The sequence below is a fragment of the Malonomonas rubra genome, assembly GCF_003247215.1.
GTDB lineage: Bacteria > Desulfobacterota > Desulfuromonadia > Desulfuromonadales > Geopsychrobacteraceae > Malonomonas > Malonomonas rubra_A.
In genome coordinates this window covers 1-14,263 of record NZ_QKAP01000009.1, presented here as the reverse complement: position 1 = coordinate 14,263, position 14,263 = coordinate 1, and the positions used below count along the sequence as shown (strand labels likewise).

Genomic DNA, 14,263 nt, shown 5'->3' with positions numbered 1-14,263 from the left:
ACCCAGGGCCCGTATGACTTCAAGGGAGTGGTCGCTGATGAGTATTGAGCATCGTGACGATACCGGCGCCCGCTTCGGCATGTGGCTGTTTCTCTATACCGAGGTGATCCTGTTCAGCGGGTTGTTTATCCTCTATGCAGTTTCGCTGTTCAACTACCCTGATGAGTTCGCCCAAGCAAGCCACAAACTGAACATCTACTTCGGCACCGTCAATACCCTGGTCTTGCTGACCAGCAGTCTGACGATCGCTCTGGCGGTTAGCGCCCTCCAAATGGGGCGCAAGAAACAAACCCTGACCCTCTGCTGGATAACAATCGGACTGGCACTGGTCTTTCTGATCAACAAATACTTTGAGTGGTCAGCGGAGATCGGACATGGGATCTACCCCGGCTCAGAGCATCTGGCGGAAATGGGACCGGGGATCACGGTTTTCTTCAACCTCTACTATTTCACCGCCGGACTACATGGACTGCACGTGTTGATCGGGGGCACACTGATCGGCGTGGTCGCAGTGCTGACCGCAAAAGACCGGGTTACCAGCGACCGCTACACGCTGCTGGAAAACAGCGCCCTCTACTGGCACTTGGTCGATTTGGTCTGGATCTTCCTGTTTCCGCTCTACTATCTGATTCTGTGAGGTGAACCATGTCTGAACATACGCATCCACCGGTTCCCTACCGGACCTTCATTTACATCTGGCTGGCCCTGCTGACCCTGACCGGTATCACGGTTGCCGTTTCCCGGGTGGACGTCGGCGCCCTTCACATCTGGGCATCACTGGGGATCGCCGCGCTCAAATCGAGCCTGGTCATCTTCTTTTTCATGCACCTGCGGCAGGAATCGAAACTGTTCAAGATCGGGCTGATGGTGATGTTATCGATCCTGGCGATTTTTATCGGCATGACCTTTTTTGACGTGCTTTACCGTTAGGAGGAACTGTGAACTCCCTGGCGAATCCGACGGCCCAAGCCGTCGACAGTGTTCTGATCTATATTTTCGGTTTCTCGCTGCTGTTGCTACTCGGCATCACTGCAGCGACCATCTGGATGGTAATCAAGTACCGGCGCTCCAAGTATCCTGAACCGACTTCACAAGTTTCCAAAAACATCTGGCTGGAGACCATCTGGACGCTGCTTCCGACGCTGATCGTGCTGACCATGTTCTGGTACGGTTGGGCCAACTATACCGGTCTGAGGGACGTACCGAAGGACGCACTGGAGGTCAAAGCTACTGCGCGGATGTGGTCATGGACCTTCGAATACCCGGACGGCCGCCGGGAAAACAAGCTCTATATTCCGGTCGGAAAACCGGTCAAGGTAATGCTCTACTCGACCGATGTGCTGCATAGCTTCTTCGCCCCGGCCTTCCGCATCAAACGAGACACGGTGCCGGGCATGGAAACCTACATCTGGTTTGAGGCGACCGAACCGGGCAGTTACGATGTCTTCTGCGCCGAATACTGCGGCGTTGGCCACGCGGATATGACTACCAGCATTGAAGCGCTGAGCGATGCCGATTATGCGGCGTGGCTGGCCGCCAAAACTTCAAGCGGCGGACCACGCGGGCTGACGCTGCTGAACGAGCTCGGCTGCACCAGCTGCCACAGCCTCGACGGCAGCGCGGGTATCGGGCCGAGCCTGTTTCGACTTTCGGCCCATGAGGGGGGGCAGCCCTTCGACGCAGAACATATCCGCCGAGCGATCCGCGATCCCGGCATCGAAGTCACCGAGGGGTATGCCCCGATCATGCCTGCATACGGTAAAGATCAGCTCAACGAAACAGATCTGCAGGCGATCATTGACTATCTGACAGGCAAGCAGATCAAAGATGTAGGACTGGATGTCGGCGAACTGCTGGAAAACAACGGCTGCCTGGGTTGTCATTCGATCGATGGCAGTCAGTCAATCGCACCGACCTTCAAAGGCATCAGCAGCCATCCGGTCACGGTCATCAGCAACGGTGAAGAGAAAACCATCAAGGTTGATAAGGACTATCTGCGTCGGGCTCTGCTCGAACCGAATGAAGAGCTGGTCAAAGGCTACCCCGGCATCATGCCGGCAGCTGACTACCTGAGCAAGAAAGAGATCGAGGCAATCATCGAGTACTTGTTGAAGCAATGAACGAGCGAAGCGAACATAACGGTCACCCCCGACCGAATAATGGTGCAGTAGAGGTCTGTCTTCCGCCGAATTCCAGCGCTTGGTACAAGCTGAATCTGTTGCGCCAGCTCAGCCGCGCCGAGCTTTCCGGCATGGTGGCGTTCTCGGCACTGACCGGCAACCTCCTGGCAGTGCAAAGCTGGCCATTTGCGGCGCTGGTGAGCACGCTCTCGGTATTGCTGCTGGCGGGCGGCTGCTCGGCGCTGAATCAGTGGCAGGAGCAGGATCTGGACGCCCGGATGGAACGCACCTGCTGCCGACCACTACCTGCCGGCGAACTGGCGCCTCGCTCTGTGCTAAGCTTTGCCGGCAGTTCTATCCTCGCTGGGCTGCTTCTCCTTACTCTGGTTCCTGGAAAATTGGCCCTACTACTCGGCTTGCTGGCGGTGATCTGGTACAACGGAATCTATACCCCGCTGAAACGCCACACCCCTTTTGCTGCCGTGCCCGGAGCACTCTGCGGAGCGCTTCCGCCGTTGATCGGATGGGCTGCAGGTGGCGGCCAACCGTGGGAGGCGAAAATCCTGCTCCTTGCCGGCACTCTGTTCCTCTGGCAGATCCCCCACAGCTGGCTGTTGCTCTGCCGTTATCGCGACGACCTGCGGCAAAGCGGGCTGCCCAACCTGTTCGAAGCGATCCCGACCGACCGCCTGCTGCGCATCAACAACTGCTGGCTGCTGGCCCTCGGGCTCTGTTACCTGCAGTTTCCCCTGTTCGGTTACATTGCCAATTCGCTGCTGGCAAGTCTTTTTCTGGCGACCTGCACAGCAATTTTTCTGGCGGTTCTGACCGAAACCCGCAAACCATCACGACTAGCATCCTCGTTACGCTTGTTTCATCTCACCAACTTTTCGATGACCCTGTTGCTGGTGGTCCTGCAGCTTGACACCCTGCTTGGTTAAATAAGTCATTCCCGCTGTGCTATAATCCTCTGCGATGACGGCAGGAAACGACTCTCCCCCTTGCTTTCCGGCACAACATCAGGCAAGCTGCCGTTATTGAATAATCGATCAGTTTTTTCGGGAGGACAACCCATGCAACATTTCGCCTTGACCATTATCGGCCGAGACCGCCCCGGCATCGTCTCGCAAGTGACCGAAATCCTCTATCAGCTCGGCTTCAATATCGCCGACTCCAGCTGTTCGATTCTGGGTGGCCAGTTTTCGATGATTCTGATCATCTCCAACCCGAAGATTTCCAGTAAAGAGGATTTCGCTGATGCCTTCTCCCCACTGGAAGAGAGCAACCTGTCGGTCTTCATCCGGACTCTGAAGCCGGGGGGCGAAAAACGCCCGGAGCTGGAAGGTGACCTCTGCATGATCTCGGTCTACGGGGCCGACAAGCCGGGGATTGTCTATCAGGTGGCCAAGGTGCTCGGCGAGCGACAGATCAACATCACCGACCTGAACACCAAGCTGATTGGCGCCGACAAGCGACCGGTTTACGTGATGATGATCGAAGCGATGCTGCCGGAAGGGATTGAAATCGAAACCGTGGAGGAGTGGATGGCCGAGCTGAAAAAGGAGTTACAGGTCGATATCTCAGTCCGTTCCCTGGTTACTATGGAGTTGTAAACACAGATGGCTGTCAAAGAAGTACTGCTTTACCCCGATCCGCGGCTGAAAGAGGTCTGCGCTCCGATCGATAATTTCGACGATTCGGTCAGTGAGCTGTTACAGGATCTGGTCGACACCATGATCGATGCCGGCCACTCGGTCGGTGTTGCCGCGCCTCAGATCGGTGACATCCGCCGTGCGGTGGTGGTCGACGTTTCACACAGTAAGCTGGGGAAAAAACAGAAAAACCACGGCCTGCTGCAGATGGTCAACCCGGAAATTATCGAAAAGAAAGGCGATCAGGTCGTGCGCGAAGGCTGCATGTCGGTGCCCGACTATACCGGCAACGTCAACCGCGCCGAGCAGATCGTCATTCAGTTTCTCGATCAAAACGGCGACCTGCAGGTGAAGCGAGCCGAAGGCTTCGAAGCGATCGCTATTCAGCATGAACTGGATCATCTGGATGGCTACCTGTTCCTCGACCGGGTTTCCAGTCTGAAGACCGACCTGTTCCGCCGCAAGCAGAAATAGGACTAAAAAGTTCCTTCCGGGTTATAGGTCTGAAACAACAGCTCCGAAAATACCCGCGCTGCCGGCGATGGCGTCCGTCCCTTTAACCGAGCCAACCAGAATTCCCTTTCGACGATCATCCCGGCGACCGCAACCCGGAGCAACACGCCCGATTCCAGTTCCTGCTGCACCGAACGCTCCGAGACGAAAGCACAACCGAAGCCTCCTGCCACGACCTGCCGAACCGCTTCGTTGCTGCCGAGTCGGGCGGCAATCTGCAAGCTATCAAGCTTGTAGTTCAGCCGCCGCAACTCCTCCTGCAACGCCTGCTCGCTGCCGGAACCATGCTCTCTAGCGATCAGCGGTTCACTGGCCAGTTCGTCCAGCGAAACCATCTCCCGCCCACTCCAACGATGTCCCGCGCCGACAATCAGCACAAGAACGTCACTGGCCAGAGCAACGCTCTCCAGCTTGCGATGTTCCGGAGCCGCCCCGATCACGGCCAGTTCGATCTCGGCATTCAGCAAACGACCGATTATCTCCTGACTGTCGCCGCTGAGCATATTGACCGAAATACCTGAATAAGACTCCGCCAACTTCGGCAGCAGCGGTGGAATCAGATAGGTTGCCGGGATATTGCTGGCACCGATTCGCAACTCGCCCCCGGACTCGCCATTGAACGCAGCCATCTCTTGAAACAGCTGATCCCGCTCGACCAGAATCCGCCGAGCATGGCGCAAAAAGATTTTGCCTCCGGGTGTCAATAAGGCACCTTGCCGGGTCCGGTCGAACAATCTGGTATTGACCTCCTCTTCCAATGTTGCGATATGCTGACTGACTGTCGACTGGGTCAGACAACAGATTGCCGCACCACGCGAAAAGCTTCTGCTTTCAGCAACGGCCACAAAAAGATCTAGTTGACGCAGATTCACACATGTACTCCTATTCAGAAAACCGATTCAACCATTCGTTTTGATAAAAATTATCTGTTTGACTGTCATGGGTCAAGCGCTTTATAGCTAATGCCGATTTCAATCGCCTTATGGCAAAAGGAGCCCCCATGAAAAAACTCATCCAGCTGTTCATTTTTATTGCTCTTGGTCTACTGGCAACTCAGGCTTGGAGCTACCAGTATATAAGTGCCGAGGACGCGCGTGGCAACCTGGAGCAGCAGAGTTCTATGTTGCTGGTCGACATCCAGATTGAACCGGAATTCAATCAACATCACCTGCCTGGCGCTCTGCCGACCTACGCCTATCCGGTAAAATCGGATTCAGACCGTAGTAAACTGGCTGCTCTCCTGCCACAATTGCAAGATTCCACCGCTCCGGTTGTCGTCGTCTGCCCCCGAGGCGGTGGCGGAGCCAAGCGAGCCTACGACTATCTTGAAGAGCAGGGAATTGCCCCAGAAAGACTGTTTATCCTCGAAAAGGGACAACAGGGATGGCCGTACCCGGAGCTACTGGCACAATAAAACTTACTCAGCATAGGAAACGCCAAGAGCCCGACCAGCTAACCAGATCGGGCTCTTTTTTATTGGCTTGTTTGCAGTATCGGCAAGCAAGCAGGCTACAGTTGAATTTTCACATGAAAGTTATAAGCGAGCAATCGTTTCAGCGTTTAGCGACAGCCACGTGAAATAGCCTGCGCCGATGAGGGCGAGCGAAAGAACGAGGAAAAACAGGGCAACACCACCCAGCACTAGTGCGTGTTTATGAAACTTTCTGCGCAGACAGAGAAAGGACAAGTAAAAGCAGAGCAGACAAATCGGCCCCGTCAGCAACAACATCATGGTCTGGGTTCCTTTACGTATTGAACTCAAAGCAGTTTGCAGGCATACATTGCTTTCGCTCCAATGCAATCTGCGCTTCTATTTATGCAAACGACTTACGGCTTCCGTGCTTTGCAACGTCATCCATCCCCTTGCAGTTGATTCTTCTTCTCGACGATTCATTAATAAATTCAGGGAAAAAGTGATAGATCCCCTGCAGAACCCCTGCAGCGTAATTGCCATCAAAAAGATTGTTCTCTGAGCGGGCAAGATACAGGCGCTCAGAACAATCGTAAGCTGCGGAGAGTTCAATGGCTTGCTTTCTGATTTCCGCTTCTGCATTGGCAACCAGTACAGAACGTATCGGGCTTGACAGTACCGGCAGATCGCTCCCGCTGTCGCCGGCAAAAAGAACCTGGTCGAGATTAAGATTCAGCTCCTGTAGCAAAAACTCAATCGCATCGCGCTTGCCCGCATTCCGTGGCAGGATATCGAGTAGGCCAACCCGCTTAACCTCATCAATGCTCCAGCTCAGCTCGAATTCGACTTTCTGCTGCGCCAGCTGCTGCTCAACCCAATTCAAAATCTGCTTCGGCGGCACCCTCAAAGAGAGATAATAGCTGAGCTTAAATTCATTCTGATTGCTGCTTTCCTGAAGTTTCAGATCCTGACAGGCCGCTAACGCATGTTGCAATTCAGCATGCCCTTTTCCGTTCCAGGCGTGGGAAATTTCTTTTTGCCAAGCGCCAACCTCATCCCAGGCCCCTTGATGATGCCGGTAAATTTTGGTACCAACATCGGTAATAATATGGTTCGGCATGGGCAAGTTGTATTCCATGATGGCTCGCGTCACTTGATCAAGAGACCAACTACTGACGTAGGCTAAGCGCACCTCCGAACAAGAACAAAGATTCCGAAACCTTTCCCGGGCTTCCGGATGTTCCAAATGGCTTCCGCTCGGAATAATCGTGGCATCCATATCGGTACATAGTAGAAGTTTGTTTCCCGTCATATCTCTTCTTTGCCTAGCTCCTTTCAGGAGTAAAATGGATGCCCGAGGGCTGGCGCTACTTTTTTGCTTAAGTCCCAGAACAAAACTCCGCAAACCGCTGCCTCCTCTCGACAACGTTTCAACGTAGACTACTTCATCGCATCAAGTTGTTCTTCCTGCTGGGTCAGCGTCGGAGAACCCAAAAGATAGCTTTTGCCAGGATTAATAAGCATGTTTAGTCCCTGCAGGGCGCTACGTCCGAGAAGCATCCTGAACTTTTGTTAATCCTTCTCGGTCAGGCATAGCTCGATCGTCTAGCAATGTTCTCCCAAACAGATTTTTGCCGCCACGACAAAGCAGACTTCCGAATGCCCTTCAGCGTCCTTCACCAAGCGCCGCTCCTTAACCGGAGCGAAACCGATCATGCGCACATCACTGCAACCCGGTAGCGGGTGGATTCCGAAGCGCAACCAAAGCTCTGTCCCCTGTTTGCGAAGCGGCTCGATAAAGGAGGTATGCAAAACGGATGTTTTCGTTCCGGTATCCACCTTTGCTTCTATTTTCTGAACATTGAACTCCGGTAGCGAAAGCCATTCGCGCCAGCCAGACACTACCATGTGTTGGAAATCAGCCATTGCTCTCCCCTAACGATGCTCTTCGGTTATTTCAATTCCACTTCCGGCAGGTCACCGAGCCAGCCACCTTCCTCGGTCAGCTGTCGAACCAGAATCCGCGAGGACTCTTCTTCGTGCCCCGGCCGTGCGTGCAGTTGTTTCAGGATCAATTTATCATCCAGCTTGCCACAGATTTCCAGTTTTCCGATGTCATGGCCGATGATGAACTTGAAACGTTTGGCATATCCGTCCATTTGCTGGCGGGCGGCATCAACTATCTCGACACCTTTTTTGAGCGGAACCTGAAAGTGATGCCGCACCCGCTCAACCGGCATGCACTGGTAGAGATAGTAAGGATTGACGCCGATTTCGAGCAGGCCGTTCATCAGCGTAACCAGCGTCGTCATATCATCATTCACCCCGCTGAGCAAAACCGCCTGATTGTTGATGGCAATCCCGGCATTCCGCAGCCTCTTGATCCCCTCTGTCGCCAACGGGGTGATTTCGTTCGGATGATTGAAGTGGGTCGGCACAAATAGGGTTTTTTGCTGGTTGAACTCCGCTAGAAGATCGATCAGTTCATCTTCGAAAAACCGGATCGGGTAGACCACCGGAGCACGCGAGCCGATGCGGACAAATTTAAGGTGCGGGATATCCTTTAACGCATCGAGCATCTTTCTCAACGTGTCGGTTGGCAACAGAAACGGGTCACCGCCAGAAATGACAACATTGGAGATCTGCGGATTATTGGCGATATATTGCGCTGCGCCCTGAAAGTTTTTCACCGTTTGCTCATTCGGTAAGCCGACCATCCGCTTGCGGAAACAATGTCGACAGTACATGGCGCAATATTCAGTCGCCACCACCAACGCGGTGTAGGAGTACTTGTGCAGCACACCATTCCCCTTGTCGTGCTTATCGTCACCATAAGGGTCTTTGGTCGTTTCCCCCATCGCGCCGGTAACGATCAGTTCATCGCTCTGCGGCACGCAGAGTTTGCGGATCGGGTCTTGCGGATTGTCCCGGTCGATCAGATCGAGATAGTAACGGGGAATATTCATCGGGTGAGAACCGACGACCTTCCTCAAATCAGCCTCTTCCGCTTCGCTCAATGCAAGATAGTTTTTCAGCTGATCGATCCCGGTGATGTTGTTCTGCAACTCCTGTTGCCAATTAAGAAGCCCATTGGTTGACTTGCTTTCCCTTAGCATTTCTGCTGATTCGAACATTTCGGCACTTTCTGATAATTTGAATTTATAGTTTCAGGAAGAAGAAGAGAAACACTAACAGCACCAGTAAGCTGGCAACGGCAGCCAACCAGCCACAGGTTGTCTGGCTCTGTTTTTCGAGAAAACGGGAATGTTCACAAACCCGTTCCCAGATGACTGAGCTGTCTGCCCTCTGGGGAATTTTCTGCAGGACGGACAAAATCCCTTGGGGGGGAACCAAGATGACCTGCTGCTGATATTTCATCTGCAGATAACTCCCCTGGCGGATGACACTGATCTGCCTTGGTGAACAACCGATACGAAACAACTCGCTGCGTACTTTCAGGCTGTACTCTTCGGCGCGTTTGTTCATCTCTGCGATGGCGTAGATGCTGCCCGGTCCGCTCATATTGCCGGTTTCCTCAACAATGCTTTTCGAATGCGCTCTTCTAGCGCCGCTGCTGGAGCCGTTTCTGTTTTTTGCGCAAACGCCTTTCCGACTCCTTGGCCTTTCTGCGTTTCCTTGCGCTGGGTTTTTCATAAAACCTGCGGTTTCGTAATTCACGATAGAGTCCATCTTGCTGGAGTTTTCTTTTCAGTACTTTGACGGCTTTGTTCAGGTCTTCGCCGAAGACTTTGACTTCCACACCCTCTCTCCTTGTCTGAAGGACGAAACCTCACTCGGGGACGTTCGGAATCGATGTCATTTCACCTTTATGGTTCTGCAGAAAGTATTCTTGGTCGTTTTTCCCCTTGATATAGTAATCTGGCATCAGCGGGATCTTGCCGATGTTGGTCGCAACAACATACATCGGCTGGGCGAGGCCAGTTGTGTGTCCGCGCAAGGCATCGCGGATCAGCTCTGCACCTTTTTCGACCGGTGTACGAAAATGGTCGATGCCAGGAGCAGCTTCGCAATAGAAAACGTAGTAAGGCTTGATACGGGTCTGCAACAATTTCTGGTGCAGCGCGCGGAAGGTCTCGACATCGTCGTTGATCCCTTTGAGCAACACCGCCTGATTGCCGACATTGACACCACAACCGAGCAGCTCGAAAACCGCTTTGGCGGTCTCTTCGGTAAGTTCTTTTGGATGATTGCACTGCGTGTTGATCCAAATCGGCACCTTGTGATAGCCGCCGAGGACTTTTTTCAGACCAGAATCGATCCGTTGCGGCAGGACAATCGGGGTACGAGTGCCGAAACGGATCATTTCAACATGCGGCAGCTCGCGCAGCTTTCGAATCAGATACTCGAGCTGGTCATCAGCCAGGAGGAAGGGGTCGCCGCCAGTGATCAGCACGTCGCGAACTTCCGGGTGTTCCGCCAGCCAGCGCAAACCTTCGTCAACATTGAAGTTGAGTTCAAGATCGCCATCAACGACCAGTTCCTTGCGGAAACAATGGCGACAGTAGATGCCACAGACCTGGGTCACGGTAAAAGCAACGCGATCTCGATACTGACGGGCGATGCTATCGGGGCGAACCTCGGCCGTCGCCCGGTTCTCTTTCCAGATCAGGTAGTCCTCCATGCCATAGCGGTTCTGCTGTTCCAGGCTCGATGGAATCACCTGCTTACGGATCGGGCAGTTTGGGTCATCCGGATCCATCAGCGCGGCAAAATGAGGGGTCGTTCCCCAGGTCGTTCGATTCTTTTCCAGCACGGCTCTTTCGTCGTCAGTCAGATGCACGTAACGTTCAAGCCGTTCAATGCTGTTGACAAACTTTTTCAACTGCTCTTGCCAAGTCATTTTTATTGTCTTTCGGTTAGAGAAACTGTTCGGTTAACGATTTGATTTCACTAGGGTTAAAGGGTTCCGGGAGAGAGGCGTCTGCAGCCAGCAACAACCTCGCCTTCTCCTCCCCGTCACGTGCCGGCTCGGTCAGGAGAACAATGGGGATGTCAGCAGTGGCGGGATCTTCCTTCAGCATAGAAAGCGCTTTGAAACTGCGCTCAGGGGTGTCAATGGAGCCATCCATAATGATCAGGTCCGGGGCTGAAAACTTTACCTGATGGAGGCATTTATTCAGTGCATAAGCATTGGTAAAGGTTCGATCCGTTTGCCAGAGCAACATCTCAAACAGCTTGCAGACCTCTTTCCGTGCGCTGCCGATCAGGATGTGTCTCATTCCTCTTCCCCCGCTAAACTTTTGTGCCAGACATTCATGCTTTCCAAGCTGCCGCCAATCTGGGTGTTTTTCACCAGAGTCCCGCTGAACTGATAACCGTTTTGGGCAAAGCAGATATTCATGCCGTAGGAGGTTGACCGGGCGATGGTGTAGCTGGTTTTGATTTCAAACAGGCGCAACTCCTCTTCCAGATGCTGCAGCAGCAGGTTTGCCAGACCGTGCCCGCGCCAATCGGGATCGGTGGCGAAATCAGTCAATTCCGCATTACTGTTCTGATGATCGATCTCAGCCGAGGCCAGCGCTAGCAGCTGCCGCCCGCGCCAGATCCCCGCATAAAGCACATTTTTCGCCATGGTCTTGGCGAGATATTCCGGGTCGTCGATCGGGAACGGATAGCTGGCAAAGGTCTGCCGGTACAACTCAGCCATCTGAACACAGTGGGCAGGGCTCGATAAACGGCAGTGGCAATCTTCGGGAAGCCGAACCGCATGGTTCTGTTCGGCTTTCACATAAGCCGCATCAAGTACTTTCCTGACCAGCCTCGCATCTGGATCGGTCTGCCGCTTTGCATCGAAATAACGCGCCATGAACAGGCCTGTTTCCGAGCCGTTGAACAGGTTTGGAACCGTTGCTTCAGTCTTATAGCCAGCAGTCTCAAACGCCTCCTTCACAGACTGTGGCACTTTGATAAATACCTTCGAATAGCGATGCCGTGCCGCCAGGTCATTCATGCTGGAGATGATTTCCGGCATATCTTCCGTCGCCAGTTTCATCAGGTAGATACGTTCATTCTCCGGACCATGCTGAACAACCGATTTGCCCAGCTCCTCGATCCGATCAACACTCATCACGACGCTCCATTCTCTGCGTGCCGGCCGGGGTCAGGCTGATTGTTTCATCGTAGTCGGAAAGCAGCATTTCGATGCCGGTGGCGTCCATCTCCTCACCCTCTTCCAGCATAAGATGGAGGTCACATCCATCACACTTTCGGTCACAAAATATCTGTTTGTAACTGTCCGGCTCCTTATAGGTAGCAATGACCCCCTCGTAGTTACGCAACACCACCTTGTTGGTCGACAGGGAGATCATGTAGTTGGGTGTCAGCGGAATCTTCCCGCCTCCGCCAGGAGCATCGATGACGTAGGTCGGCACTGCAAAACCGCTAGTGTGCCCGATAAGGCTCTCCATGATTTCGACCCCCTTGCCGACCGGGGTGCGGAAATGGGACAATCCTTCCGAAAGGTCACATTGGTAGAGGTAGTAAGGGCGAACCCGGTTTTCAACTAGCTTGTGAACCAGCGACTTGATGATTCGCGGGCAATCGTTTATGCCCGCCAGCAATACCGACTGATTGCCAAGCGGGATTCCTGCATCGGCAAGCTTGTGTAACGCTTTTTTAGATGAGCTGGTGATCTCGCGGGGATGGTTGAAGTGGGTATTGAGCCAAAGCGGCTGATGCTTTTTCAACATCCCCACTAACTCATCGGTGATCCGGTAGGGCAAAACCACCGGCATTCTTGAACCGATCCGGACAACTTGCACATGCTCAATCTGGCGCAGTTCTGTCAAAATCCAGTCGAGATATGCATCGTTGAGCATCAGCGGATCCCCACCGGAGAGCAGAACATCTCTAACCTCCGTCGTTTCACGAATGTAATCGAGCCCAAGCCGGATCTGGTCACGATCCGGGATCGAATCGAGGTCGCCAACCTTGCGTTTGCGTGTGCAGTGACGACAGTACATGGCACAGACATTACTGACATGAAACAGTACCCGGTCCGGATAGCGATGCGTAATACCGGGAGCGGGGCTATCACTGTCCTCGGCTAACGGATCGGCCATGTCGCACTTGTCGATTTCCAGTTCCTGCGGGTCCGGGAAGGCCTGACGGAAAACCGGGTCATTCCGAAAATTGCTGCGATCGATCAGTGATAGATAGTAAGGGGTAATCGAAAGGGGGAATTTTTTCAGCGTCAAATCAAGTTTGCGTCTCTCCAAATCATCGAACTTGACTCCGAGAAGTTTTTCGAAAGTTTCGATTTTGGTGATGGAATGTTTCAGCTGCCAATGCCAGTCAGTCCATTTGGAAACGGCTACGGCTTCATCGTGGCTTAAATGTTCGGCTATCTTCTGTTGGGTGCTCGAATAAATACTCATCGTCCTGACGTCTGGTTATTCCTCACGCCAGATAAAAGACAGGCGAAATCGGCACAGGCCGGCTGCGGTAAGTTTTAGATCGTGACGTGATGGATTAGGTTTTGCCGCGATGTTTGCGGCTTGGAAAAAGCTGAATGGGCCGAAGCGGCTTTTTGTTGACGACCCTAAGGGTGTCTCATTCGGTAGTCTCCCTGTTGAGTTCCCGAGATTTAAATTTGAGGGCTAATCGTTTTTAAATAAATCGTTCGAATGCGAATTATACTGCCACAAATGACCTGCCCTGTCAAATGACAGTGACAGCTTTCAGAAAGGCTACTTTTCGGGGGTTAAGGAACCAGTCTCTAAAACCGGAGCTGCACCGATATGACCGGCTTCCATCAGGTCAACCAATTTTTCCATCGCGAGCGTTATGGAAACCTGCTCGATTTCGGGAAGCTCGGCCAAGGCATTGGAGAGGGTGTCTTGCAGCAGAGAAGGGGCTGCGACAACCAGCTTCTGTCCTTCCGGAGTGATGGAAATATAGACCAGGCGACGATCTTTGCTGTCGCGGTTACGGGAAACCAGTTTTTTTTCTTCAAGGCGATCGATAATACCGACCACGGTACTCGGGCTCAGGTAGACCTTTTTAGCAAGATTGGCGCTGGTCAGTGGTCCCTCGGCTTTAATCGTCAGCAGGCAGGTAAGTTGCGGGCCGGTTATCTTATGCTGGGTTGAGAGCTTATGAGAATGAATATCCACGGCACGAATAATCCGCCGTAGCGCCTGAAAAATGCGTAAATCATAACTTCCCTTCGGGACCTCCGGAGAAGTGCCGGTATTTTTCTCTGAGAGTGTTTCCATCGTCAAACTCCGCAAAATGCTCACAGTGAAACTGTGCCATCATAATAGGAGTCTATGCAATCGACAAGTTTCATTTTTTTCCCATTAGAACTAGTCATGCAACAAAGCGACTCAAGCCAAGAGAATGTTTTAAACATAAAATGTGGCGAAAAGATAATTTTATCAAGTATGGACTTAGTCGTCCGAAAATCGAGTAGGGTGAGGTGAGAATGAACTCACCTCATCCCTCTCACAGAACCGTGCGTACGGGCCTCGTACACGGCTCCTGTTCATTCTTCTCTCAATAGTTCTGAGGCAGATAACCCGTTTCCATTCTGCTCAGATCAAACA

Annotated in this window: 19 protein-coding genes; 7 read left to right on the top strand and 12 right to left on the bottom strand. The window is 52.9% G+C overall.

Annotated elements, in window-relative coordinates; translation table 11 throughout:
• Nucleotides 1-37: 37 nt before the first annotated feature.
• The 6 genes from Q7J88_RS00670 (at nucleotide 38) to def (ending at nucleotide 4,246) form a co-directional block, all read left to right on the top strand.
• Nucleotides 38-637: a cytochrome c oxidase subunit 3 family protein gene (locus Q7J88_RS00670; RefSeq protein WP_369681933.1), complete on the top strand. Its 600-nt coding sequence runs from the start codon at nucleotides 38-40 to the stop codon at nucleotides 635-637.
• A gap of 8 nt (nucleotides 638-645) precedes the next feature.
• On the top strand, nucleotides 646-930 hold the full coding sequence (locus Q7J88_RS00665; protein ID WP_303720226.1) for a cytochrome C oxidase subunit IV family protein: 285 nt from the start codon (nucleotides 646-648) through the stop codon (nucleotides 928-930).
• A gap of 8 nt (nucleotides 931-938) precedes the next feature.
• Nucleotides 939-2,120, top strand: a complete 1,182-nt coding sequence (gene coxB / locus Q7J88_RS00660) for a cytochrome c oxidase subunit II (RefSeq protein WP_303720225.1) — start codon at nucleotides 939-941, stop codon at nucleotides 2,118-2,120.
• On the top strand, nucleotides 2,117-3,061 hold the full coding sequence (locus Q7J88_RS00655; RefSeq protein ID WP_303720224.1) for a protoheme IX farnesyltransferase: 945 nt from the start codon (nucleotides 2,117-2,119) through the stop codon (nucleotides 3,059-3,061). Before coxB ends, Q7J88_RS00655 begins: the two co-directional genes overlap by 4 nt.
• Nucleotides 3,062-3,193: 132 nt before the next feature.
• Nucleotides 3,194-3,733 (top strand): glycine cleavage system protein R, encoded by a 540-nt coding sequence (locus tag Q7J88_RS00650; protein WP_303720223.1) that lies wholly within the window; start codon nucleotides 3,194-3,196, stop codon nucleotides 3,731-3,733.
• Between the two features lie 6 nt (nucleotides 3,734-3,739).
• Nucleotides 3,740-4,246 (top strand): peptide deformylase, encoded by a 507-nt coding sequence (gene def, locus Q7J88_RS00645; RefSeq protein WP_303720222.1) that lies wholly within the window; start codon nucleotides 3,740-3,742, stop codon nucleotides 4,244-4,246.
• A 2-nt stretch (nucleotides 4,247-4,248) separates the two neighbouring features.
• Here the strand turns inward: def and Q7J88_RS00640 are convergent, their stop codons facing one another.
• The gene (locus Q7J88_RS00640) at nucleotides 4,249-5,157 is read right to left on the bottom strand and encodes a selenium metabolism-associated LysR family transcriptional regulator (RefSeq protein ID WP_303720221.1); all 909 of its coding nucleotides are present in this window, start codon (nucleotides 5,155-5,157) and stop codon (nucleotides 4,249-4,251) included.
• A 128-nt stretch (nucleotides 5,158-5,285) separates the two neighbouring features.
• On the opposite strand from Q7J88_RS00640, the gene Q7J88_RS00635 reads away from it, so the two are divergent.
• Nucleotides 5,286-5,699: a rhodanese-like domain-containing protein gene (locus Q7J88_RS00635; protein ID WP_303720220.1), complete on the top strand. Its 414-nt coding sequence runs from the start codon at nucleotides 5,286-5,288 to the stop codon at nucleotides 5,697-5,699.
• A gap of 120 nt (nucleotides 5,700-5,819) precedes the next feature.
• On the opposite strand, the gene Q7J88_RS00630 is transcribed toward Q7J88_RS00635, so the two are convergent.
• The 11 genes from Q7J88_RS00630 to Q7J88_RS00580 form a co-directional block, all read right to left on the bottom strand.
• Nucleotides 5,820-6,017 carry a hypothetical protein gene (locus tag Q7J88_RS00630; RefSeq protein ID WP_303720219.1) on the bottom strand — a complete coding sequence of 66 codons (198 nt, stop codon included), beginning with the start codon at nucleotides 6,015-6,017 and terminating at the stop codon, nucleotides 5,820-5,822.
• Between the two features lie 82 nt (nucleotides 6,018-6,099).
• Complete coding sequence (locus Q7J88_RS00625) at nucleotides 6,100-7,008, bottom strand: HAD-IIB family hydrolase (protein WP_303720218.1); 909 nt, start codon at nucleotides 7,006-7,008, stop codon at nucleotides 6,100-6,102.
• A gap of 293 nt (nucleotides 7,009-7,301) precedes the next feature.
• Entirely contained in the window at nucleotides 7,302-7,622 is a 321-nt protein-coding gene (locus Q7J88_RS00620; protein WP_303720217.1) for a RimK/LysX family protein, read from the bottom strand.
• A gap of 26 nt (nucleotides 7,623-7,648) precedes the next feature.
• Nucleotides 7,649-8,830 (bottom strand): KamA family radical SAM protein, encoded by a 1,182-nt coding sequence (locus Q7J88_RS00615; RefSeq protein ID WP_303720216.1) that lies wholly within the window; start codon nucleotides 8,828-8,830, stop codon nucleotides 7,649-7,651.
• Between the two features lie 25 nt (nucleotides 8,831-8,855).
• Nucleotides 8,856-9,218: a hypothetical protein gene (locus Q7J88_RS00610; RefSeq protein ID WP_303720215.1), complete on the bottom strand. Its 363-nt coding sequence runs from the start codon at nucleotides 9,216-9,218 to the stop codon at nucleotides 8,856-8,858.
• A 40-nt stretch (nucleotides 9,219-9,258) separates the two neighbouring features.
• Nucleotides 9,259-9,456 (bottom strand): 30S ribosomal protein S21, encoded by a 198-nt coding sequence (rpsU, locus tag Q7J88_RS00605; RefSeq protein WP_303720214.1) that lies wholly within the window; start codon nucleotides 9,454-9,456, stop codon nucleotides 9,259-9,261.
• 30 nt (nucleotides 9,457-9,486) lie between these two features.
• Nucleotides 9,487-10,557 carry a KamA family radical SAM protein gene (locus Q7J88_RS00600; RefSeq protein ID WP_303720213.1) on the bottom strand — a complete coding sequence of 357 codons (1,071 nt, stop codon included), beginning with the start codon at nucleotides 10,555-10,557 and terminating at the stop codon, nucleotides 9,487-9,489.
• A gap of 16 nt (nucleotides 10,558-10,573) precedes the next feature.
• On the bottom strand, nucleotides 10,574-10,936 hold the full coding sequence (locus Q7J88_RS00595; RefSeq protein WP_303720212.1) for a hypothetical protein: 363 nt from the start codon (nucleotides 10,934-10,936) through the stop codon (nucleotides 10,574-10,576).
• Nucleotides 10,933-11,784 (bottom strand): putative beta-lysine N-acetyltransferase, encoded by an 852-nt coding sequence (gene ablB / locus Q7J88_RS00590; protein WP_303720211.1) that lies wholly within the window; start codon nucleotides 11,782-11,784, stop codon nucleotides 10,933-10,935. The genes Q7J88_RS00595 and ablB overlap by 4 nt, the downstream gene beginning before the upstream one ends.
• Complete coding sequence (gene ablA, locus Q7J88_RS00585) at nucleotides 11,774-13,093, bottom strand: lysine 2,3-aminomutase (protein ID WP_303720210.1); 1,320 nt, start codon at nucleotides 13,091-13,093, stop codon at nucleotides 11,774-11,776. Before ablA ends, ablB begins: the two co-directional genes overlap by 11 nt.
• A 312-nt stretch (nucleotides 13,094-13,405) precedes the next feature.
• Nucleotides 13,406-13,933 (bottom strand): MarR family winged helix-turn-helix transcriptional regulator, encoded by a 528-nt coding sequence (locus Q7J88_RS00580; RefSeq protein WP_303720209.1) that lies wholly within the window; start codon nucleotides 13,931-13,933, stop codon nucleotides 13,406-13,408.
• Nucleotides 13,934-14,263: the final 330 nt, after the last annotated feature.

What these genes read in the sequence shown, in the direction of transcription:
- Q7J88_RS00670 (WP_369681933.1), top strand. Translation starts at nt 38, where the DNA reads ATGAGTATTGAGCATCGTGACGATACCGGCGCCCGCTTCGGCATGTGG.
- Q7J88_RS00665 (WP_303720226.1), top strand. Translation starts at nt 646, where the DNA reads ATGTCTGAACATACGCATCCACCGGTTCCCTACCGGACCTTCATTTAC.
- Q7J88_RS00655 (WP_303720224.1), top strand. Translation starts at nt 2,117, where the DNA reads ATGAACGAGCGAAGCGAACATAACGGTCACCCCCGACCGAATAATGGT.
- Q7J88_RS00650 (WP_303720223.1), top strand. Translation starts at nt 3,194, where the DNA reads ATGCAACATTTCGCCTTGACCATTATCGGCCGAGACCGCCCCGGCATC.
- def (WP_303720222.1), top strand. Translation starts at nt 3,740, where the DNA reads ATGGCTGTCAAAGAAGTACTGCTTTACCCCGATCCGCGGCTGAAAGAG.
- Q7J88_RS00635 (WP_303720220.1), top strand. Translation starts at nt 5,286, where the DNA reads ATGAAAAAACTCATCCAGCTGTTCATTTTTATTGCTCTTGGTCTACTG.
- Q7J88_RS00630 (WP_303720219.1), bottom strand. Translation starts at nt 6,017, where the DNA reads ATGATGTTGTTGCTGACGGGGCCGATTTGTCTGCTCTGCTTTTACTTG.
- Q7J88_RS00625 (WP_303720218.1), bottom strand. Translation starts at nt 7,008, where the DNA reads ATGACGGGAAACAAACTTCTACTATGTACCGATATGGATGCCACGATT.
- Q7J88_RS00620 (WP_303720217.1), bottom strand. Translation starts at nt 7,622, where the DNA reads ATGGCTGATTTCCAACACATGGTAGTGTCTGGCTGGCGCGAATGGCTT.
- Q7J88_RS00615 (WP_303720216.1), bottom strand. Translation starts at nt 8,830, where the DNA reads ATGTTCGAATCAGCAGAAATGCTAAGGGAAAGCAAGTCAACCAATGGG.
- Q7J88_RS00610 (WP_303720215.1), bottom strand. Translation starts at nt 9,218, where the DNA reads ATGAGCGGACCGGGCAGCATCTACGCCATCGCAGAGATGAACAAACGC.
- Q7J88_RS00600 (WP_303720213.1), bottom strand. Translation starts at nt 10,557, where the DNA reads ATGACTTGGCAAGAGCAGTTGAAAAAGTTTGTCAACAGCATTGAACGG.
- Q7J88_RS00595 (WP_303720212.1), bottom strand. Translation starts at nt 10,936, where the DNA reads ATGAGACACATCCTGATCGGCAGCGCACGGAAAGAGGTCTGCAAGCTG.
- ablB (WP_303720211.1), bottom strand. Translation starts at nt 11,784, where the DNA reads ATGAGTGTTGATCGGATCGAGGAGCTGGGCAAATCGGTTGTTCAGCAT.
- ablA (WP_303720210.1), bottom strand. Translation starts at nt 13,093, where the DNA reads ATGAGTATTTATTCGAGCACCCAACAGAAGATAGCCGAACATTTAAGC.
- Q7J88_RS00580 (WP_303720209.1), bottom strand. Translation starts at nt 13,933, where the DNA reads ATGGAAACACTCTCAGAGAAAAATACCGGCACTTCTCCGGAGGTCCCG.